16 protein-coding genes are annotated in these 20,310 nt (G+C 62.3%); 6 read left to right on the top strand and 10 right to left on the bottom strand.

Annotated elements, in window-relative coordinates; genetic code table 11:
- Positions 1 to 19: 19 nt before the first annotated feature.
- The 3 genes from KF712_07135 to KF712_07125 all read right to left on the bottom strand — a co-directional run bounded on the left by KF712_07135 (position 20) and on the right by KF712_07125 (position 3,535).
- Positions 20 to 1,066, bottom strand: a complete 1,047-nt coding sequence (locus KF712_07135) for a hypothetical protein (protein MBX3740746.1) — start codon at positions 1,064 to 1,066, stop codon at positions 20 to 22.
- A gap of 61 nt (positions 1,067 to 1,127) precedes the next feature.
- Positions 1,128 to 2,903: a PEP-CTERM sorting domain-containing protein gene (locus KF712_07130; GenBank protein MBX3740745.1), complete on the bottom strand. Its 1,776-nt coding sequence runs from the start codon at positions 2,901 to 2,903 to the stop codon at positions 1,128 to 1,130.
- Positions 2,904 to 2,950: 47 nt separating this feature from the next.
- Positions 2,951 to 3,535 (bottom strand): hypothetical protein, encoded by a 585-nt coding sequence (locus KF712_07125; GenBank protein ID MBX3740744.1) that lies wholly within the window; start codon positions 3,533 to 3,535, stop codon positions 2,951 to 2,953.
- A 412-nt stretch (positions 3,536 to 3,947) separates the two neighbouring features.
- On the opposite strand from KF712_07125, the gene KF712_07120 reads away from it, so the two are divergent.
- A complete protein-coding gene (locus tag KF712_07120) occupies positions 3,948 to 4,109 on the top strand; it encodes a hypothetical protein (protein ID MBX3740743.1) in 162 nt (53 codons plus the stop codon).
- 219 nt (positions 4,110 to 4,328) lie between these two features.
- On the opposite strand, the gene KF712_07115 is transcribed toward KF712_07120, so the two are convergent.
- A complete protein-coding gene (locus tag KF712_07115) occupies positions 4,329 to 6,137 on the bottom strand; it encodes a serine/threonine protein kinase (protein ID MBX3740742.1) in 1,809 nt (602 codons plus the stop codon).
- A 130-nt stretch (positions 6,138 to 6,267) separates the two neighbouring features.
- Positions 6,268 to 6,975: a sigma-70 family RNA polymerase sigma factor gene (locus KF712_07110; protein ID MBX3740741.1), complete on the bottom strand. Its 708-nt coding sequence runs from the start codon at positions 6,973 to 6,975 to the stop codon at positions 6,268 to 6,270.
- 204 nt (positions 6,976 to 7,179) lie between these two features.
- Here KF712_07110 and KF712_07105 point away from each other — a divergent pair, with 204 nt between their 5' ends.
- From KF712_07105 to KF712_07085, 5 genes are all read left to right on the top strand, one after another.
- Positions 7,180 to 8,490 carry an ABC transporter permease subunit gene (locus KF712_07105; GenBank protein ID MBX3740740.1) on the top strand — a complete coding sequence of 437 codons (1,311 nt, stop codon included), beginning with the start codon at positions 7,180 to 7,182 and terminating at the stop codon, positions 8,488 to 8,490.
- Positions 8,491 to 8,494: 4 nt separating this feature from the next.
- Complete coding sequence (locus KF712_07100; protein ID MBX3740739.1) at positions 8,495 to 10,054, top strand: ABC transporter permease subunit; 1,560 nt, start codon at positions 8,495 to 8,497, stop codon at positions 10,052 to 10,054.
- Complete coding sequence (locus KF712_07095; GenBank protein MBX3740738.1) at positions 10,054 to 12,156, top strand: hypothetical protein; 2,103 nt, start codon at positions 10,054 to 10,056, stop codon at positions 12,154 to 12,156. The genes KF712_07100 and KF712_07095 overlap by 1 nt, the downstream gene beginning before the upstream one ends.
- Entirely contained in the window at positions 12,153 to 13,139 is a 987-nt protein-coding gene (locus tag KF712_07090; protein MBX3740737.1) for an ABC transporter ATP-binding protein, read from the top strand. Before KF712_07095 ends, KF712_07090 begins: the two co-directional genes overlap by 4 nt.
- Before the next feature lie 74 nt (positions 13,140 to 13,213).
- A complete protein-coding gene (locus KF712_07085; GenBank protein ID MBX3740736.1) occupies positions 13,214 to 14,149 on the top strand; it encodes an ATP-binding cassette domain-containing protein in 936 nt (311 codons plus the stop codon).
- A gap of 185 nt (positions 14,150 to 14,334) precedes the next feature.
- On the opposite strand, the gene KF712_07080 is transcribed toward KF712_07085, so the two are convergent.
- The 5 genes from KF712_07080 to KF712_07060 form a co-directional block, all read right to left on the bottom strand.
- On the bottom strand, positions 14,335 to 15,717 hold the full coding sequence (locus KF712_07080; protein MBX3740735.1) for an FAD-binding protein: 1,383 nt from the start codon (positions 15,715 to 15,717) through the stop codon (positions 14,335 to 14,337).
- Between the two features lie 20 nt (positions 15,718 to 15,737).
- The gene (gene glgP / locus KF712_07075; GenBank protein ID MBX3740734.1) at positions 15,738 to 17,399 is read right to left on the bottom strand and encodes an alpha-glucan family phosphorylase; all 1,662 of its coding nucleotides are present in this window, start codon (positions 17,397 to 17,399) and stop codon (positions 15,738 to 15,740) included.
- Positions 17,400 to 17,507: 108 nt separating this feature from the next.
- Entirely contained in the window at positions 17,508 to 18,593 is a 1,086-nt protein-coding gene (locus KF712_07070; protein MBX3740733.1) for an acyltransferase, read from the bottom strand.
- A gap of 51 nt (positions 18,594 to 18,644) precedes the next feature.
- On the bottom strand, positions 18,645 to 19,718 hold the full coding sequence (locus KF712_07065) for a hypothetical protein (GenBank protein MBX3740732.1): 1,074 nt from the start codon (positions 19,716 to 19,718) through the stop codon (positions 18,645 to 18,647).
- Positions 19,719 to 19,764: 46 nt separating this feature from the next.
- On the bottom strand, positions 19,765 to 20,274 hold the full coding sequence (locus KF712_07060) for a glutathione peroxidase (GenBank protein ID MBX3740731.1): 510 nt from the start codon (positions 20,272 to 20,274) through the stop codon (positions 19,765 to 19,767).
- Between the last annotated feature and the right edge of the window lie 36 nt (positions 20,275 to 20,310).

Here is a 20,310-nt window from a genome sequence, read left to right as displayed (position 1 = left end):
GTCCATGGAGTCCGGGGTTTCAATCACGCGCTTCCGCCGAGATCTCGAAGGTCAGGCCGGAAGAATCCGGGACCACCGAAGGAAGCACGAGTGCGTTCACCCGCGGCAGAGCCGGCACGTATCCCGGAACATACGGCGAGCTTCCGGCGTAGATTCCCATATCCACCCCATTCCTCCCGGCTCCCCTTGCCTGGCTTCCTTCCTTGAGCTGCAGGTTGCTCCAACTGGAGTAATCGCTTGGGACAAAGTTGGTGAATACATTCGCTGCCTGTGAGTAGATCAGGTTGATATTTCCGTTGCCCGCGGGGAGCGTCTTGGGTCCGAGGGACATGCAATGATCGTATGTCGCCCCTGAATAGGAACCCGTTTCATTCTGATTGATAAGGATGGTGTTACGGAGAATCGGGGGAAACGAGCTGTTAATATAACCGTCTCTTATTATGCAATTTTCGACCAAAAAGCCCTCTTTATAAGTATTAGTACCTCGAAAATGTGATCCAATGATCGAAGAATTCGCGCCATTGATCGTAAGATATTTCGAAAACCAGCAGCTCAAGATCATTGTGTGGCTTCCGTTAGATGAGAAGTATCCCAATGAGCATCTTTTGATCACCACATGGCTACACGCCGACGAAATGGTGAGGCTGTTATATGCCGAATCCCCTTCCGTTATCACCAAGCCCTCGATCCGGGTTCCGCCTGCATTTCTTCCATAGTCGGGGCTCAATACATCCGTGACCGAAGTGATGGCTATTGTTCTCTCCACTGTGGCCCTTCCACCACCCGCCATCGTATCCCCGGGGCCGATCAAGTTCAACCTTTTCGTGAGAGTGAATCCGGAATAAGTGGTGGAAGATGCGGCGATCAGCACGGTATCCCCCACCGCCGCGGCATTGATCGCCGCCTGGATGGTCCTGAAATTGGCGGGGCGGGAGGTGTTGTTGTCCACCGTCCATGTGGCGGCATGGAGCGGCGGGAGGAACGAAAGCACGCAGAGCAGGGAGAAGATGGTTTTCATGATGGAACGGGGGAATGCCGGGTGGCGGAGTTTTTCAGGGTGGTTCATTTGCATGGTGGGTTCGGGATGTTTGTCGGGATGGCGGAAGGCCGGAGAGGAGAGATGCGGGTCACTTCCTCCGGCGGCGGAGGGCGGAGACACCGCCCAGCAGGGTGAGCAGGAGCGCGGAGGGCTCGGGGATCACTCCGACGGTGGTGAAGCCGGAATCGTAAGTGACAGCAATGAGGCTATCCTGATTCGACCCATCCACCGTCTGCCACGCCCCGCTGTCCCATACCTGAAGGTCGGTGTCGTCCAGATAGCCGAGAAGACCCAAGGTATGGTCGCCTTCGAGCCGCAGGAAATTCCCCGCCGCCAGACGGATCACATCCGCATCGATGACCGAAGTGGCCTGCAGTTCGAGAACATTCCCCGTGTTGCCGGTATGGGCACCGATGTATACCTCGGTGGCGTGGAAGGTTCCCGCGATGACCAGCGCGTTGTCATCACTCCCGGCTTCCTTGCCGATATGAACGGCTCTTCCGGCGGAGGTGACATCTGCGGTGTCACCTGCGGTGAGGGTCACGGTGTTGTTGTCCGTCGTCCGGCCGATGATCCAGTCGTCTTGCGAAACGAAGCTGATGCCATCGATGGTGCGGCTGGCGTTGCCCGCATCCAGCGTGGTCATGCTGCTCACGCTTCCGGTGTAGGCTTTGCTAGCGGAGGGGGAACCCGTAGCGACTACAAAAAGATCCCCATCAAGGCTCACGGAGCGGCCAAAGTTACGGTGCGCCGCACCATCGGAGGCTGTAATTTTCACGTTTTCTATAATACTTCCGACAGCAGTGTCCAGATTCCGGAACACATACGCCGAACCGGAGTTCATTCCATCGTCATCATCCCCATAAGCCCCGACGATAGCGGTAGTGCCGGAAAGGCTCACGGAATTGCCGAAGTTATCCTCTATCACGCCATCGGAGGCAGTGAGTTTGACGTTCTCAGTGATGGTGCCGGTGGCGATTTCCAGATTCCGAAATACATACGCCGCACCGGAATTGGAGTTACCTCCCCGCCAAGCTCCGACGAGGCCGATGGAACCAGACAAACTCACAGAGCTACCGAATTGATCATTCGCCTTACCATCGGAAGCGGTGAGCTTGACGCTCTCGGTGATGCTGCCGGTAGCCGTGTCCAGATTCCGGAACACATACGCTGAGCCGGAGTTTACCCCGTTGTCCCTATCCAAGCGAGCTCCGACGAGGCCGATGGAGTCGGAGAGGCTCACGGAATTGCCGAAGTAATCACCCCCCGCGCCATCGGAAGCGGTGAGCTTGAGATTCTCGGTGATGCTGCCGGTAGCCATGTCCAGATTCCGAAACACATATGCCGAACCTATATTGGAAGGATAGTATGCACCGACAATAGCTGTGCTGCCGAAGAGGCTTACGGACTCACCGAATTGACCATTCGCCTTGCCATCGGAAGCGGTGAGCTTGACGCTCTCGGTGATACTGCCGGTAGCCGTGTCCAGATTTCGGAACACATACGCCGAGCCGGAATCGTTTCCCTTGTCGTCATCGTAGCGCGCCCCGACGATGGCACTGGTTCCTGAAAGGCTCGCGGAGATACCAAAGTAGTCGAATTCCGCACCATCGGAAGCGGTGAGTTTGACGTTTTCGGTGATGCTGCCGGTGGCCACATCCAGATTCCGGAACACGTAGGCCGAGCCGAAATCGTATCCGTCATCGTCATCATGAGGAACCCCTACTATGACGGCGCTACCGGAAAGGCTCATGGAGTAAAAGGAATCACCCGCTGCACTGTCGGAAGCGGTGAGTTCCGCCGCGGGCAGAGCAGAAGTGGAGAAAACGATGGAGGCGAGGAACAGGAGGTGTTTCGGTTTCATGGAGAATGATTGGATGGGAGAGATCGGAAAAAAGACATCGCCGGGCTTCACTTCCTCCGGCGGCGGAAGGCGGAGGAATGGATTTCCCAGGGGGCGGTGGTTCCGGTTTTGTGCGGGTTGGAGGTGACGTTGAGGAGGTTGTGGTCCGTGGAATCCCACCAGCCGAAGAAGGTGGAGGGACGATCCGCGAGGATGTCGGCGATTTTACCCGTGTCCTTTTCCCTGATGACGCGGGAATACTCGTAGGCGTAGATACCGCCGTCGTGGATGTTCAGCCCCGGCGTGCGGGAGGCGTTGCCGGAGGGGGAGCTTTCCTTGACCGCGAGCGCGGCTGCCTCGCCATCCTCCCCGGATTGGACGAGATCGATGATGGTGGTGGATTTCCGGGCCAGGGTGTGGCCTTTCACCTGGATGATGGAGGTGATGATGCGGCTGTTTTTGGTGCGCTTCAGGTAGTCGCGGATTTTGTCATTCTTGGATTCGTTCAGCTCGAACACGTTCTTCCCCGCCCGGCGGACGACACCGATGCTGCCCAACTGGGCGCGGTAGGCGCAGCCGGTGCGGAACTCGTAACCCTGAAAGCGGATACGGCTGGGAACGTCCCCGCCTGCCTGCTCGATGACGGTTTTCATGCCGGCGATTTCCATAACGGAGCAGGATGAAAGAAGGCAGGCGGCGGGCACTCCGATGACTGCTCGGAATGAAGAAGCTCCGGATTTCCGGCAATGCGGCTCCACGGGCAGGTGGTGCGGTCCCTCCCCCGCATTGCCGGAGGTCGGGTATCAGGAAAAAGGTGGCTCACTTCTACGGATAGTCATTCCGCCGGAGTTGGTTACGGAATTTCTGAAAAAAATTTCCGGAACGGAAAAAAAGGCGCGGGCATCCCGCCCATATCCCCGGCCAAGTGGGCGGGACGCCCACGCTCCTTGAATGTTCAGGGGACGAACAGACGGTGGAGCTGGCGGATCTCATCGCTGACCTGATCGTCGGATTCGACGGTCCGGCGGGACTTCCCGGCGGAGGTGTTTGGCGAACTGGCCGAGCATGCGGTGGAGGGCGGTGCGGAGGGAGTCCTCCGTGATGGAAAAGGGAGGCGGCGAGGGCGGCAGGGTCATGCCCGCGGAGGGTGCCGCCGTTTTCGAGGACGGGACGCAGGGCGGTGGCGTATTTGCGCTGGTAGATCTGGTCCGGGGTGTCGGTCCATGACGGGCTTTCGCTGTCGTAGAGGGCTTTCCTGAGAAACCCGGCGAGGGAATCGTGCAGCACATCCTCCGCGTCGGGGTGGTCCAGACCGCGGAGACGGAGGTAGCAGTAGAGGGGGTAGCGGTAGGTTTCGCAGATCTGCGCCAGCGCCTGGTCCGCTTCCCGGGGATCATCGCCTCTGAGGGCGGCGATGAGGCTCCATGAGGTGCCGGGGGTCGGGGTTCATCGGGTGGGGAGCGTTTCCGTGGCGACGCGCTGGAGCGCGGCTTCCGCGGTCATCCCGGAAAGATCCGCCCACACGATGTCGCGGAGTTGGACCACCTCATCGCTTTCGCGTTCCGGACGCGTCAGCCGGAACGCGAGGGATTCCGGGTCCGCGGGGAGTCGTTGGGTGCCCCCGTTTTTTCCATTCACCCACAGATGGGCGATGCGGTCGAGCACGGCGAGACAGAGGTGGATCTCATCTCCCGCCTGCAAGGGGCGGTCGTGGGGAATCCGGAGGTTGGAGGGGATGAAGACCTGATCCGTGGTGACATGGACATCCCGGTACTGGTCTCCCACTCGCATGGTCAGGGCGGAAGTGTTTGAAGTCTCCTGCCACTTCACCGTCCACCGGACGACGAAGCGCGGCGTGTCGATCTTCCGGGTGGTGCTGTTGTTCGGACCCGCCGGGGGAGCCTTCATCGTGACCCACCCGTCTGGGCCGGGGGTATGGGCACTATGACGGTTCGAGGCTTCGAAGACTTCCTGCCACCGGATTTTCGTCGCAGGAGTTCCGGCTCCAGGAGCGGCGGGGTTTTTCCCGGAAGCCACATCCGGGACTGTCTGCGGCGTCTGCGGCGACCGCAGGGCCAGCCAGCCTCCCAAGCCCAGCAGCAGGACGGCGGCGGAGGCACCCGCGGCGAGGCGGTTGTTGCGGGTCCGTTTCGGAAGGGGGGAACGGTTGATGGATGATCCGGGAGCCTGGAGCGCCGCCGGTTTCCTGCCTTGTTTCGGGGTTGGCGGAGCTTTCCCGGCGTGGGAGGGGGAAACCAGCGTGGTGCGGATGCCATCCACATCCGTCTTCACCTCGCTGGCCTGCTGGTAGCGTTGCTCCGGCTCTTCCTGCATGGCCTTGATGACGACCTGATCCAGCCGGGCATCGGTCCGGGCGCGGGTGCTGGGCGGCTGCCATGCGCCCTGAGGCGTGCGACCGCAGAGCATTTCGTAAAGCATGACGCCGAGGGCGTAGAGATCGACACGGTGGTCGCCCTCCCCGCGTTTCTGCTCCGGGGCCATGTAGTCCGGGGTACCCATCACGACGCGGGTGAGGGTGAGCTGGCCGGAGGCTCCGGCCTGCATGGGGCGGGCGAGGCCGAAGTCCGCGAGCTTCACCCTGCCGCCCTTGGTGACGAGGATGTTGGCGGGCTTGATGTCGCGGTGGACCACCCCCTGGGTGTGGGCGAACTGGAGGGCGTCGCAGACCTGGCCGATGATTTCGAGCGATTGCGGCGGGGTGAGGCCGGGACCGTGGATCATCTGGTGGAGGTCCGTGCCGTCGATGAACTCCATGACGAAATAGAGATGGCCCTCGGAAGTCTGGCCGAAGTCATAGACGTGGATGATGCCGGGGTGGTCCAGTTTTGCCAGCGTGCGCGCCTCCCGCTCGAACCGGGCGACGAAGTTTTCATCCTCCGCGAGTTCCGCGGGCAACAGCTTGATGGCGACGTTCCGGCCGAGGCGTTCCTGTCGGCCTTTATAGACGGCACCCATGCCGCCACGGCCGAGGATGGATTCGATCTGGTATTGCGGGAGCAGGCGGGAAAGCTCCTCCGGCTCCGGGGGTTCCCAGCCGCCCGCGTCCGGCGGGGCGATGGTCTGGAGGCCGCGGGCGAGCAGTTCCGCCGCATCGATCCCGGCGATTTTCGTGGCGGGCTGTTCCGGAGCGGGGACGACGAATTTCCCTCCGCAGAGGGCGCAGTCGGCATTCGCCCCCTCATGTTCGGCCAGGGCTTCCAGGGTGGCGTTGCAGTGGGGGCAGGGAAATTTCATGGGGAAAGGAAGTGGGGAGGGCCGATGGCTGGCTGGAGTTGATGGCACGGTGAAAGGCCAACCACCCACCCTCCTTGTCATTGCATTCGTAAAACGGGCGCGGAGGTCACAGACGATTTTTCCGGATGGCTCAGACGAGGGCCAGGAGTTGCTTCATTTCCTCCATCACCCTGTCCGGGGTTTTTTCTTCGAGGGTCTCCGAGATCTCTTCCATGAGGATCTCCCGGTATTCCTTCCGCAGGCGGTAGAGGCAGGTTTTCAGCGAGCCCTTTGTCATTCCGAGCCGGGTGGCGAGGGCCGCGCGGTCTTCCTCGCTTTCCGGGGCGAAACCCAGCCAGGGCGTGAGCGCGGCGAAGAGGTCCGCTTTTCCCGCCGCCGCCCAGGCATCCCGCAGCCGGGTGACGGAGCGTCCGAGCAACAGGTGGATCCACTGGCGGTGGTAGAGTTCATCCGGACCCGGGGTGTCCGCGGGGATGGAGCCGGCTTCATCAAGGGGGACTTCGCGGATGCCGCCGCCGCGCTTCGCGGCATCTTTTTTCCGGCGTTCGTCCGCGATGTGGCGTTTCAGGCAGGTGAGGAGGAACGTCCGCAGGCGACCCCGGTCGGGGTCCGCGGTGCGGAGGAAGTTCCTTTCCATCAGCTTCTCGAAGAAGCCCTGCACGTAGTCCTCCGCGTCCTGGGGATCGGGGATGGTGGCCTTGGTGAAGGCGAGCAATGGGGCACGGTAGATCCCGCAGAACACCGAGAGGGCCTTTGCGGCGGAAGCTTCCTCGGCGGAGGAAACATCACGGAGGACGGTCCAGCGCGTGGTGCGGAAGCGGTTGGCATCCTCGGTCATATGGCAGACATCCCTATGGTTTGAAACATGAGTGGTCAAGATAGGATGGCCAGGCAGGGAGGCGGCCCGTTTCAAATCATGGTGGCTGCCGCGTCACACGGCGCGCTGATAGAATCGTCGTCCGGACTTGCACGGCAACGGATGAGGGGTAAAGAATGATGTGACGCCCGCGTGAAAGCCTATTTTATCAGACGACTGCTGCTGATGATCCCGACGATGATCGGGATCACGCTGCTGGTGTTCACGATCACGCGGTTCGTGCCCGGCGGGCCGATGGACCGCATGCTGCAGCAGGCGCAGGCGGCGGCGGAGAAGGGCGGGGGAAAGACGACGGGCAGCAACGCGCAGAGCGGGCTGAGCGACGAACAGCTCGAGGAACTGGAGGAACAGTTCGGCCTGGATAAGCCGACTTTGGCCGCCTACGGCCAGTGGCTGGGCATCGTGCCGAGGGAGATCCGGATTTCAAAGAAGGAGTACGGAGGTGCGACGGACGAGATGATCGGCGGGCAGCCGGATGCGGAAACCGTGGCCCAGGTGGTGCTGAGCGGGGATGGCCGGGTGGTGAACGTGAAGCGGGACGGGGACAAGGTTGTCTCCGCGACCTTCGCGGAAACGGGGAAGCCGCTTTCCTCCGAGAACTGGCAGGTGCGGCTGGAGACGGAGCAGGACCGGAAGGACCGCTACCTCCGGCGGAACAGCGGGGTGAAGGAGACGCCGGCCTATGCGCCGCGCGCCATCGTCTATCAGTCGAGGGTTTCAGGACTGCTCCAGGGGGACCTGGGGCGGTCGTTGGTCTATCAGGACCGGGTGGTGGACATGATGTTGGAGCGGATGCCGGTGGCCCTCTATTTCGGCCTGCTTTCTTCCGTCATCATTTATGTCGTCTGCATCCCCCTTGGCATTCTGAAGGCGCTGAAGCACCGGACCTTCGTTGATTCCGCCTCGTCGGTGCTGATCTTCATCGGCTACTCCATCCCGGGCTTCGCGCTGGGGGCGATCCTGCTGGTGCACCTGGGCGCGCGGGCGAACCTGTTCCCGTTGTTCGGCCTGACGAGCGCGGACTTCGGTGAAATGAACCGCTGGGACCAGGTGAAGGACCTGGCCCACCACACGGTGCTGCCGCTGGTCTGCTACCTGGTGTCCGGCTTCGCCATGCTGACCATGCTGACGAAGAACACGCTGATGGACAACCTGGCGGCCGACTATGTGCGGACCGCGGTGGCGAAGGGCGCGGGATTCCGCCGCGCGGTGTTCAAGCACGCTTTCCGGAACTCGATGATCCCCATCGCGACCAGCCTCGGCGGACTGACCTCCATCTTCGTGACTGGCTCCATGTTGATCGAGCGCGTGTTCGACATCCAGGGCTTCGGGTTGCTCCAGTACCAATCCATCATCGAGCGGGACATGCCCGTGATCATGGGCACGCTGACGGTGTCCGCATTCCTGCTGCTGCTGGGCAACATCATCTCCGACTTCATCGTCGCGATGGTCGATCCCCGGATCAAGTTCGACTAAACCCATGCGCGCGATCGGTCTCTTCTTCACCCTCCTCGGAGCGCTCGCCATCGCCGGCGAAGTGAAGGGGATCGCCTTTCCGACGGCGCGCTGGTTCTTCACGGTCAGCCGTGAGGTGCCGTGGCTGCATGCGGAGTCGATGCCGTGGTTCGGCTGGGCGGCATCCGTCCTGCTGGTCCTGGTAGGGTTGGTGATGTTCAGCCGCTCCTTCACCGGCGGGCCGGGGGATCCGGTCATCCGTCGGCGGATGAAGCGTTTCCGGGAAATCAAGCGCGGCTACTACTCCCTCATCATCCTTGGTTTCCTGGCATTCCTCGCCTTGCTGGACCAGTCGCTGGTCGGGAAGAGGGCACTGGCGGTGAAGTATGAGGGGCGCTGGATCTTCCCCGCGTTCACCGCGAAGGAGTTCAAGAACAAGGACTTCGGTCTGGATGGCGAAAGCGCGGAGGCCCCCGCGAACTACCGGGACCTGAAGCGTCATTTCGCGGCCACGGGGAAGGGGAAGGTGATCCTGCCACCGGTGCCGTATGATCCCACGGGAGACACGCTCGCCCCGCGCTCCCGCCCGCTGGAACTGCGCGACGGCATCTACTATGAAGGCCGTGGCGACAAGCCATACTTCGGTCTGGCGGCCCGCTACTACGACATCGAGGACTCGAAGATCCACCTCCGTTACACCATGCGGAGTGGCAAGTTCAACGGTCCCGTGGATGGCTGGGACAAGGACGGCGCCCAGATGTACAGCGCGGAGTATCAGGACGGCGCGGCGGTCTCCGACAAGTACAACGGCGATGGGGGCAAGGAGGCGTTCCTGGCGGTGGAGAGCAGCGAGCCGCGGGCGGTGAAATACCATCCGGCCCCGCCCACCCCGGATACCGGAAATTTCCTCGGGACCACTTCCCAAGGCTACGACATGCTGGCTTACCTGTACGGGGGGCTCCAGGTGAACTTCAAGGCGGCCCTGCTGTTCCTGCCGGTGGTTTATGTCTTCGGCATCACGGTTGGCATGCTGATGGGCTATTTCGGAAAGTGGCTGGATATCGTGATGCATCGCATCATCGAGATTTTCGAGAACATGCCGACCCTGTTCATCGTCATCATCCTCTCCAGCGTGGTTCCTGATCAGTTCAGGGGACTTGGTATCATCCTCGCCATCCTGATGGTCTTCGGGTGGATGGGCATCGCGACTCTCATGCGCACCACCATCTACCGTGAACGGGAGCGCGACTACATTTCCGCCGCACGGGTGATCGGTGCGGGCACCTCCCGGATCCTGTTCCGGCATCTCTTTCCGAACACCATCGCGATCATCGTTACGATCGTTCCGTTCACCTTCTCGGGATTGATCTTTTCGCTCACCGCACTCGACTACCTCGGCTTCGGTCTGCCGCCGGAGTATGCCACCTGGGGCAAGTTGCTCAATGACGGCCTGGCGAACCTTTCCGCACCTTGGCTGGTGAGCGCGACCTTCGTGGCGCTGGTCTCCACGCTGGTCCTCATCACCTTCGTGGGGGAGGCGATCCGTGAGGCGTTCGATCCCAAGAAATACACCTACTACCGCTGATGAAGTCCCTTCCGCTCATACTCGCGCTGGCAGCCGCGGCGGTCGCTCCGCTGGCGCTCACCGGGTGCCGTCAGGAGACGGCGGAGGTGGAGCGCAGCCTCGGTTTCGACGCATGGGTCCCGGTCTATAACAAGCACATCGCGGGATGGCTGGAGAAGAAGAAGGCGGAGGCCCAGGTGGAGCTGGACAAGACCATCGCCGCGCTGGCTTCCGCTGAGGAGGACAAGAAGCCGTCGTTGGAAGCCCAGCTCCAGGCGGCCCGGCGGGACATGGCGAAGCTGGAGTTCCGGCAGTCGCTGGGTGACTTCTTCCAGTTCCGCACCGCGGCGGATGTGCCGACGGATCTGGTGTGGGAGAAGGGTCTGGACGAGCCTGAGATCGGTGACCCGCGGGCGAAGAAGGGTGGCGTGATCCGGCGGCATTTCCTCGACCTTTCCTTTCCACCGACGATCCGTCCTTTCGGACCGAATTCCAACAACTCGTTCCGTGGCGACCTTTACGACAACATCGACATGTCGATGGTCACGCTGCATCCGACGACACTGAAGGTGATCCCCGGTGTGGCGAGCGAGTGGGCGACATCCGCGGACGGCCGCACGGTCTATTTCCGGATCGACCCGGAGGCGACCTACTCCGACGGGGAAAAGGTGTATGCGAAGGATGTCCTGCTGGATATCTATACGAAGGCCTCCGACAACGTGGTGAATCCCTACACGAAGGAATTCTTCCGCGAGAACTACGCACAGGTCATCACCTACTCGGACGACCTGCTTTCGGTGACGCTGGCCGAGCCGAAAATCTATGCGGAGGTGCTGGCCGGCGCGATCAGCCCTTCGTCGCCGAAGTTCTACAAGGAATACGGACCCGACTATGCGGACCGCTACCAATGGCGCTTCCCTCCGACCACCGGCGCGTACGAGGTGCGGCCGGAGGATATCGTGAAAGGCGTCTCCATCACCCAGACACGGGTGAAGGACTGGTGGGCGAAGGACCGGAAGTACTACAGATATCGTTACAACCCCGACAAGATGGTGACCACGCTGGTGCGTGAGGACTCCAAGGCGTTCGAGCTGTTCCGGGCGGGGGAGCTGGACACCTACCTGCTGACGCAGCCGCAGTTCTGGTACGAAAAATCGGAGATGCCGCCGGTCTATGACGGCTACATCGAGAGGGCGACGGTTTTCAACCGCTACCCGCGGATCCCACGGGGATTCTACATGAACGTCACCAAGGCGCCGCTGGACAACCGCGACGTGCGGATCGGCATCCATCATGCGATGAACTGGCAGAAGGTCATCGAGGTGGTCTTCCGCGGGGACTACTCGCGCCTCCAGTCCTTCAACCAGGGCTTCGGGAAATTCAGCGATCCTTCCATCAGGGCGCGCGCTTACTCCGTGCAGCAGGCGCGGGAAGCCTTCCGCGCGGCTGGCTACACGGAGGAAGGTCCGGACGGTATCCTGAAGAAGCCGGGCGGGGAGCGGCTATCCGTTTCCATCACCTATCCGACCATTCCCCTTTACGACCGCATCCTGGCCATCCTGAAAGAGGACGCGAAGGCCTGCGGGTTCGACCTGCGGCTGGACGGCCTGGAAAGCACGGTGGTCTACCGGAAGGTCATGCAGAAGCAGCATGAGATGAACTTCTCCGGCTGGAACACGACCCCGCCGACGCCCACCTACTTCCAGTTCCTTCACTCCACCTTCGCCTTCGACGACAAGGGCAACCCGAAGCCGAACACGAACAATCTCTTCGTCTGGAGCCGTCCGGACACGGATGCCCTGTCCCTCACCGTGCGCGACGCATTGACGGAGGAGGAACTGGCGGAGGCATCGAAGAAGCTGCAGCACATCATCCATGACGAGGCCATCTTCCTGCCCTCGTTCACCACGGAGTTCCAGCGCGTGGGCTCCTGGCGCTGGGTGAGGTGGCCGGACTCCGCGGAAACCCACTATGCGCCGGCATTGTCCTATGAGCCGCATGAGGGCTACTGCTACTGGATCGATGAGGACGTGCAGAAGGAAACCCAGGAAGCACGGCGCTCCGGCAAGATTTTCCCTGAAGTGAACCGCGTGGTCCATCCACCGGAACCCGAACAACCATGAGCGAGGAGAGCGACAACATCCTGGAAGTGGACAAGCTCATCGTTTCCTTTGAAACGGAGCGAGGGTTGCTGCGTGCGGTGGACCAGGTTTCCTTCACCGTACCGAGGGGCAGGACGGTGGGCATCGTCGGGGAGTCGGGTTGTGGCAAGAGCGTCACGGCCATGTCCATCGTCGGCCTGCTGCCGCAGCCTGCGGGGAAGATTCTCGGCGGCGACATCCATTTCAACGGCCATGACCTGACCCACGCCTCAGAGCGCGAGATGCGGAAGGTCCGCGGTGGCGAGATCGGCGTCATTTTCCAGGAGCCGATGACCGCGCTCAATCCGGTCCACCGCATCGGGCGGCAGGTCAGCGAGGTGCTGCGCCTGCACACGAAGATGTCGAAGCGCGAGGCATGGGAAGCCTCCATCGAAATGCTGGACCGGGTGCGCATCCCCGCGCCGGAAAGGCGGATGATGGACTACCCGCACCAGCTTTCCGGGGGCATGCGCCAGCGTGTGATGATCGCGATGGCACTGGCCTGCAAGCCGTCGCTGCTCATCGCGGATGAGCCGACGACCGCACTGGATGTCACGGTCCAAGCGCAGATCCTCGACCTGCTCGACCGACTGCAAAAAGAGAGCGGCATGTCCACCATCCTCATCACCCACGACCTGGGCGTCATCGCGGAAACGTGCGACGAGGTGGTGGTGATGTACGCGGGGAGGGTATGTGAGAAGGCCCCGGCAAAGGAACTTTTCGCGCGGCCACTGCACGCCTACACCAAGGGCCTGCTGGCCTCCATCCCGACACTGGAGACGCCGCCGAAATCGGTGCTGGCCACCATCCCCGGCATGGTGGCTGGACTGGGTGACCACGCGCACGGCTGCCGCTTTTGCCAACGCATGGGCCGCACGGACCGTGGCACGCGCGAGCGTCCGAAGTTTGCCGAAGTCTCGCCCGGCCACTGGGTGGAAACCTGTCCCTTCTGTTACGAACCGTGAGCGATACCCCGTTACTCTCCGTCAACGATCTGCGCGTGCACTTCCCCGTACGCGGAGGGGTGCTGCATCGGCAGATGGGATCCGTGAAAGCGGTCGATGGCGTGTCGCTGGTGATCAAGCCGGGTGAGACGCTGGGCCTGGTGGGGGAGTCCGGCTGCGGAAAGTCCACGCTGGGCAAGGCCATCGTCCGCCTGCTGAAGCCGACAGCGGGAGGCATCCGGTTCGAGGGCCGCGAGATTTCCCATCTCCGGCAGGGACGGTTGCGTCCGTTGCGGCGGGATTTCCAGATGATCTTCCAGGACCCGGTGGAATCGCTCGACCCGCGCATGAGCGTGCGGGCGTTGCTGACGGAGCCGTATCAGGTCCATGGCCTGGGCAACCGGGCGGAGCGGAAGAAGTGGGTGGACGAGCTGCTGGAACGGGTGGGCCTGCCTGCCGCATCCGCGGAGCGGTATCCGTTCGAGTTCTCCGGCGGCCAGCGGCAGCGCATCGGCATCGCGCGGGCGCTCGCGCTGAAGCCGAAGCTGATCATCTGCGACGAGCCGGTGTCCGCGCTGGATGTCTCCGTCCAGTCGCAGATCCTCAACCTGCTGGTGGAACTGCAGAAGGACTTCGGCCTTTCCTACCTTTTCATCGCGCACAACCTCTCGGTGGTGAAGCACATCAGCGACCGCGTGGCGGTGATGTATCTGGGCAAGATCGTGGAACTGGCGACCGCCGAGGCGATCTACCGTGATCCGCGCCACGCCTACACCAAGGCGCTGCTCTCCGCGATTCCCTCACCGGACCCGACCGCCCAGCGGAAGAAGATCCTGCTGGAAGGGGATGTGCCGTCGCCGATCGACCCGCCTGCGGGCAGTGCCTTCGGCCACCGCATCAAGCATCCGCGCTATGAGGAGACCATCGGGATGGATCTTTCGCTGAAGGAAATCGCGCCGGGCCACCTGGTGGCGAATGACCCTTGCTGCCTGACGGACGCGGACTGGAAGGCGTTGCAGGGCCTGAAGTAGGATCGGAACGGTGGCTGCGGCGTCCCGCCGCAGGCCGTGGCGATGGCGTCCCGCCATCGTTCTGAGAGAGGCGGATGCCAATTTGGCGGATGCGGAAGATCCCAGATTCGATGGTAGGCAAATTCGGAAAAGAATTGCGGCGGGACGCCACAATCACGGCCTGCGGCGGGACGCCGCAGCCACGGTCAGAAATCGAGGAACTTGCCCGGATTGAGGATGCCCTGGGGATCGAGCGCTTTTTTCAGGGCGAGGTGGGTGGCCATCGATGTTTCACCGAGCGCCTGCCGGATCCATGGCTTCTTCGCGATGCCAACGCCATGCTCGCCGGTGATGGCGCCGCCTTGTTCGAGGACCCATTTGAAAAGCAGGTCGAGCGCGGCGTCCGCCTTCGCGCGGATGACCGGGTCCTGGTAGTCCGCGACCATCAGGTTGGTGTGGATGTTGCCGTCCCCGGCGTGGCCGAAGCAGGCGACGGCGATGCCGGTTTCCGCTTCCAGCCCGCGGGCGAAGTTGACCAGCTCCACCAGCTTGGAACGTGGGACGACGATGTCCTCGTTGAGCTTGGTCAGGCCGGTGTCGCGGAGGGAGAAGGAGAATTCGCGGCGGAGCTTCCAGATGCGCTCGCAGGAAGCTTCGTCCGGAGCGCGTTCGATGAAGGTCGCGCCGAGCGAAAGGAGGAGCGCGTGCAGTTCCTCCAGCTCCGACAGCACGGCGGCGGGCCTGCCGTCGATCTCCACGATGAGGTGGGCGTTGCCTTCCGGGAACACATCCGCGCCGAGCTTCCTGCGTGCGGCGGCCAGAGTGAAGGTGTCCGTGATTTCCAGGGCGGAAGGCAGGTGCCCGCCGTTGAGGATGGCCTGCACGGCGGCGGCGGCCATGGGGAAGTCCGGGAAAATGGCGGCCAGCATCGCGCGGCTGGCCGGTTTCGGGATGATGCGCAGCGTTGCCTCCGTCACGACGCCCAGCAGGCCCTCCGAGCCGGTGAACGTGCCGATGAGGTCGAAGCCGGTCTTGTTCTTGTGCAGGCGTCCGCCGGTACGGAGGATCTCGCCGCTGGCCAGCACCACTTCCAGGCCCAGCACGTAGCTACGGGTCACGCCGTACTTCAGGCAGCGAGGGCCGCCCGCGTTGGTGGCGATGTTCCCGCCGATGGAGCAGTCCTTCAGCGACGCGGGGTCGGGAGGGTACTCCCAACCCATGTCGTGCGCCGCTTTCTGGAGATCCCCCGTGATGACGCCGGGTTGGACGATGGCCACGCCGTCTTCCGGGTGGATGCCCAGGATGCGGTTCATCCGCGCGGTGGAAAGGACGATGCCGCCGTGCAGGGGCACGCACCCCCCGACGTAGCCGTAGCCCGCGCCACGGGTGGTGACCGGGATCCGGTGCTCCGAGGCGAACTTCATCACGGCGGACACATCCGCGGTCGATTCCGCGAAGACCACCACATCCGGCGGATGGCTGGCGTACCATTTGTCCGTGGAGTGGGATTCGATTACGGCGGCCGCCGTCGTGACCTTGTCAGGTCCGAGGATTCCGGTGAGCCGCTCCAGGAGGGAGGCTTGGGACATGGTGGGTTTCGGAGAAAAGGTCAGGCGTACATCTTCTTGTAATACTCGTCCGCCATGCGGTCCGCGTCGAAGAACGGCACCACATCGTTCATGGACTTCAGCACGAGCTGGTTCCACCCTTCCGGATTGCCGTAGTAGAGCGGCAGGATCTTCTGGGTCAGGCCTTCGTAAAAGCCCATCATGTCATACCGGTCCCGGTCCTCCGGGGACAGGTGCGGATCCGCGGGCGGGATGATGAAGGAGTTCACGCTGTCCTTGGCGAACTCGCAGACCCAGCCGTCATAGGTGGAGAAGTTGACGGAGCCGTTCATGGCGGCGGTCATGCCGGAGGTGCCGGACGCCTCGCGGGTGACGACGGGGTTGTTCAGCCAGACGTCGGAGCCGGTCTTCAACTGGCGGGAAAGATCCAGCTCGTAGCCGGTGAGGACCGTCGCGTTCGGGTAGTCCTTCGTCAGATTGATCAGGTGGTTGAAGGTGTTGATCGCACTGTAGTCGAAGGGATAGGGCTTGCCCGCCCAGATCACCTGCACGGGATACTGCGGATGGTTCAGCATCTCGCGGAAAAGGCGGATGTCCCGGGTGATGAGGTCAGGACGCTTGTAGCCGGCGAAGCGCCGCGCCCAGACGATGGTCAGCACGTCCGGCTTGAAGATCTTGCCCGTCTGGTCCGCCACAGTCCGGAACAGGCGCTCCTTCAGCTCGCGCTTGCGGTTGCTGAGGCATTCCGTGTCACCGTTCACACGGGCGGCTTCCATCCCGTGGTCCGCCCAGTATTTCTTGTTCTGGGCGTTGGTCACGTGGCCGATTTCGCAGATGTCCGGATGGTCCTTCCACATCTGGCGGGAAACCTCCCCGTGCAGCTTGGAGACACCGTTCGCCTTGTGGCTGAGGCGCAGCGCGGCGAGCGAGTGGTTGAAGACATCCCCCTCGATGCCGGTGATCTTCCGCGCTTCGTCACCGGTGATGGAGCCGAAGAAGGAGAAGTCGCGCAGCAGGTTGAAGTCGTGCTTCTCGTTGCCCGCTTCCTCCGGGGTGTGGGTGGTGAAGATGAAGCGTTTCTTCACCTCCTCCACGTTGCGGAACCGGTCATAGACGTGGAACGCGGCGGAGAGGCCGTGCGCCTCGTTGAGGTGCCAGACCTCCGGATCGACGCCGAGTTCGTCCAGCAGGCGTGCGCCGCCCGCGCCGAGGATGATGTACTGGGCGATCCGGCGCAGCGGGTCGTTGTCGTAGAGGCGGTGCGTGATCGCACGGGAAAGGTAGTCGTTTTCCTCGATGTCCGTGCTCAAGAAGAACATCGGCACGGTGTTGAAGATGTCGCCGGGCAGGTAGAGGGCCTTCACCCACACCGCGTGGCCGTGGACCGGAACGGTGAAGCGGATGCCGGTGTCCTGGAGGAAGGCGTAGGAGTTCTTGCGGAACTGGACGGCCAGCTCGTTGTCCTCACCGCGGACCTGATTGTAGTAACCGTAGGTCCAGAGGATGCCGATGCCGACGAGGTTCTGCTTCAGGCCCGCCGCTGCCCGCATGTGGGAACCGGCGAGGAAGCCGAGGCCTCCGGAGTAGATCTTGAAGCTCTGGTCGATCGCGAACTCGGAGGAAAAATAGACGGCGCTCTTCGCATACTCGGGGGCGATCTCGTAGTTGTGCGCGAAGGGCTTGGGGAGAAAGGATTGGGGCATGGCGTGGGTGGGTGGCTGGAGTCAGGCGTCTGCCGGGCGGGATGTTGCTCGATTCATACCAAAACTCAAACATTTACGGCTTCCGGATTCCGCTGGAAACCAATGATTTCAAACGCCTTTTGCCTGATCCGGCCGGATTTTCGCGCGCACTTCCTGCAGCGGTTTTTCGATCCATTTCCATGACGCGAGCGTGAGCAACCAGGTGATGGCCGCGTAGGAAATAAGCTTCAGGGCCATGCCGAAGCCGTTGTCAAAGTATTCGCTGATCCAGAGGAATGGCAGGATCTTGCCCGCCGCGAGCGGGGCGAGGTTGTGGTAGAGGTAGATCCCGTAGGAAAGTGCGCCGATCCGCAGCAAGGTGGGCTGTTCCAGGAGCCTCTTCGGCCAGCCTCCGAATCCCACGATGGCGGTGGCGACCAGGGAGCAGAGGAAGACGGAGAGGAAGGTCTGCTGGACGGCACGCAGATTGAAGCCGGGCCAGCCCATGTCATGGCCGATGAAGAGGTAGAGATAGGCGAACAGTGACAAGACTCCCGCGATCCTGAGCGGACGGCTTTCCATCGTCATCCCCCTGGAAACGGCGATGGCCAGCAGCGCGCCGAGGCCGAAGTAGTCGAAGGCCGCCCACAGCATCTTGTCCGGCCAGGCGATGTAGGCGCTGAGCTGCGGCTCGAACCACCGGGTGATGGGGGCGATGGCGGTGATGAGGATCACGGCGGGAAGGATCAGCCGCTTCGGCAGGAACCAGATCACGAACGGCCACAGCAGGTAGAACTGCTGCTGCATCGCCAGCGACCAGAAGTGGGCGCTGCCCGACGGCCACATCCCGGCCAGCGCCATGCGGATGTTCGAGACATGGAAAACGTACCACGGCAGGCCGGGCCAGACATCCGGCGCGCGGACGATCCACGCGAAAAAGAGCGCGGCATAGTAGGGGGCGAGGATCCGCAGGCCGCGGCGGATCTGATAGACTTTCATCGACCGCCACTTCCAGCTCCCGCCGGAGGCCTCCCCCCGCTCCCGCTCCCGCAGCAGGGAGCCGGTGATGAGGAAACCGGTGAGGACGAGGAAAAGGAACAGGAAGATCTCCGCGGGAAATACCCTCGGAAGGAGATCGTGCGTCCAGTGGTCCCAGGCAATGACGATCATCGCCACCGCCCTCAGGCCATCCAGTTGCACCGCGCGTCCGTTCACGCGCCGGAGCTTCCACGAAGGGACGGGGGATGCACGCGTATTCAACGGAAATCAATCCTTCGCCGGTCCGGTCCAGAGTTCCATCCCGGCGCTGTCTCCGATCCATGCGCCGAAGTAGGGCCATGCGGCATCCTTTTTCCACATGAACACGAAAAACGGGCGGTCGTAGAGGAAGGCTCTTGGCGGCTTGGGTTCCGGAGGGCCTCCGAATGGGTCCGCCGCATTGGTCGTTTCGGACCGGACCCTCGCGCTTTTCTCATGGAGCTTGAAGCGGGTGAGCTGGCTGGCCTGGATGATGGTCATGCCTTTCATCCGCTCGAAGTCGATGAGTCCTCCGAGCTGACCGCTGAACTCGGCCTTCGACTCCAGCGTCAGATAAGGGATGCGGATCTGGTCTCCCTTGTAGAGATACTGGACCAATTCGGATTCCGGGATGTCGGCTTCCTTGCGCTCCAACATTGCCCTGATTTTCAGGCTCGCCGTCCCAAAGTCGGAGGCGGCGGAAGGCAGATAGAGGATGACGGAATCGTCAGCATCCTTGCACCGGATCTGGACCGCATGGGACCGTTCCGCTGGTTGCCATGACAGGACGCGGATGGCGGGGTGTTCGTCCCTGGCGCCGAAGAAGCAGACCTCGGTTTCCTGTCCCTCCGCTTGGAATTTCAGCGGGATGGATTTGGCGCGGGCCAGTTCACGGAAGAACTCCACCTCGTGATCGAGGAGGCCGAACGCCATCAACCTGCCGGGAGGAGGATTGTCATCGATCCTGAACGGCCCTTCTGGATCACCTGCCAGGGCGGCGGCCTCCCGGTTGACCGTCGCAAGGAATTCTGGGGTGGCCGGGCCACTCCATGTCTTCCATGACCCGCCGGGCATCGTGGCGGCGGCATTCCATTTGAACGCCTCCAGCCGCGAGATCATCTCATTCTCCGGAGAGACGGAGAGCAGGGGGCCGGTCTCTGTCTTGATCTGATCCCATGTCGCCTGGAAGAGAGGGGACCAGACGACGGTCCGCTTCGCATCGATGGGCGCGGTGGGATGCGGAACAGCGGAAATCTCCGCCGCAAGTTTCCCGGCGGCGATGGAGAGCAGCGCTGATAAAAAAAGATACCGGGAGACCTTCATGGGTTCCCGGTATCTATGAAATCCGGGCGATGCCCGCAAGAAACGATCAGGACTTCTTCTTCAACGCCTTCTCGATCGCCTCGGTCGCTTCCGGGCTGGTGACAAGGGTCTTCGGTTCGAAGCGGGCGATGGGCTTGCCGTTGCGGCCGATGAGGAATTTGCCGAAGTTCCATTTCACATCGCCGGGGAAGGCGCCCTTCTCACCGGTCAGTTCTTCGTAGAGCTTGTGCTGGCTTTCACCTTTGACGCTGACCTTCTCCATCAGCGGGAAGGTCACGGAATATTTCGTGGAGCAGAATTTCTGGATCTCCTCGATGGTGCCCGGCTCCTGGCCGCCGAAGTCATTGCAAGGGAAGGCGAGGACCTCGAAGCCCTGGTCCTTGTATTTCTGGTAGGTCGCCTCCAGGCCTTCGTACTGCGGGGTGTTGCCGCACTTCGAGGCGACATTGACGATGAGCACGACCTTGCCCTTGTAAGCGTCGAGGGAAGTGGCCTTGCCGGACGCGTCGTTGAACGGGATCTTGGAGATGTCGGCGGCGTACGCGGTGGCGGCCATGACAAATGCGGGAATGACGATTCGATGCAGCATGCG

The sequence above is a fragment of the Akkermansiaceae bacterium genome (genome assembly GCA_019634595.1).
Classification (GTDB): domain Bacteria; phylum Verrucomicrobiota; class Verrucomicrobiia; order Verrucomicrobiales; family Akkermansiaceae; genus Luteolibacter.
The sequence above is the reverse complement of the archived record's forward strand: the minus strand, read 5'-3'. Positions and strand labels throughout refer to the sequence as shown.

What these genes read in the sequence shown, in the direction of transcription:
- KF712_07080 (MBX3740735.1), bottom strand. Translation starts at nt 15,717, where the DNA reads ATGTCCCAAGCCTCCCTCCTGGAGCGGCTCACCGGAATCCTCGGACCT.
- KF712_07120 (MBX3740743.1), top strand. Translation starts at nt 3,948, where the DNA reads ATGCGGTGGAGGGCGGTGCGGAGGGAGTCCTCCGTGATGGAAAAGGGA.
- KF712_07135 (MBX3740746.1), bottom strand. Translation starts at nt 1,066, where the DNA reads ATGAACCACCCTGAAAAACTCCGCCACCCGGCATTCCCCCGTTCCATC.
- KF712_07095 (MBX3740738.1), top strand. Translation starts at nt 10,054, where the DNA reads ATGAAGTCCCTTCCGCTCATACTCGCGCTGGCAGCCGCGGCGGTCGCT.
- KF712_07100 (MBX3740739.1), top strand. Translation starts at nt 8,495, where the DNA reads ATGCGCGCGATCGGTCTCTTCTTCACCCTCCTCGGAGCGCTCGCCATC.
- glgP (MBX3740734.1), bottom strand. Translation starts at nt 17,399, where the DNA reads ATGCCCCAATCCTTTCTCCCCAAGCCCTTCGCGCACAACTACGAGATC.
- KF712_07090 (MBX3740737.1), top strand. Translation starts at nt 12,153, where the DNA reads ATGAGCGAGGAGAGCGACAACATCCTGGAAGTGGACAAGCTCATCGTT.
- KF712_07130 (MBX3740745.1), bottom strand. Translation starts at nt 2,903, where the DNA reads ATGAAACCGAAACACCTCCTGTTCCTCGCCTCCATCGTTTTCTCCACT.
- KF712_07065 (MBX3740732.1), bottom strand. Translation starts at nt 19,718, where the DNA reads ATGAAGGTCTCCCGGTATCTTTTTTTATCAGCGCTGCTCTCCATCGCC.
- KF712_07110 (MBX3740741.1), bottom strand. Translation starts at nt 6,975, where the DNA reads ATGACCGAGGATGCCAACCGCTTCCGCACCACGCGCTGGACCGTCCTC.
- KF712_07060 (MBX3740731.1), bottom strand. Translation starts at nt 20,274, where the DNA reads ATGGCCGCCACCGCGTACGCCGCCGACATCTCCAAGATCCCGTTCAAC.
- KF712_07085 (MBX3740736.1), top strand. Translation starts at nt 13,214, where the DNA reads ATGGGATCCGTGAAAGCGGTCGATGGCGTGTCGCTGGTGATCAAGCCG.
- KF712_07125 (MBX3740744.1), bottom strand. Translation starts at nt 3,535, where the DNA reads ATGAAAACCGTCATCGAGCAGGCAGGCGGGGACGTTCCCAGCCGTATC.
- KF712_07105 (MBX3740740.1), top strand. Translation starts at nt 7,180, where the DNA reads ATGATCCCGACGATGATCGGGATCACGCTGCTGGTGTTCACGATCACG.
- KF712_07115 (MBX3740742.1), bottom strand. Translation starts at nt 6,137, where the DNA reads ATGAAATTTCCCTGCCCCCACTGCAACGCCACCCTGGAAGCCCTGGCC.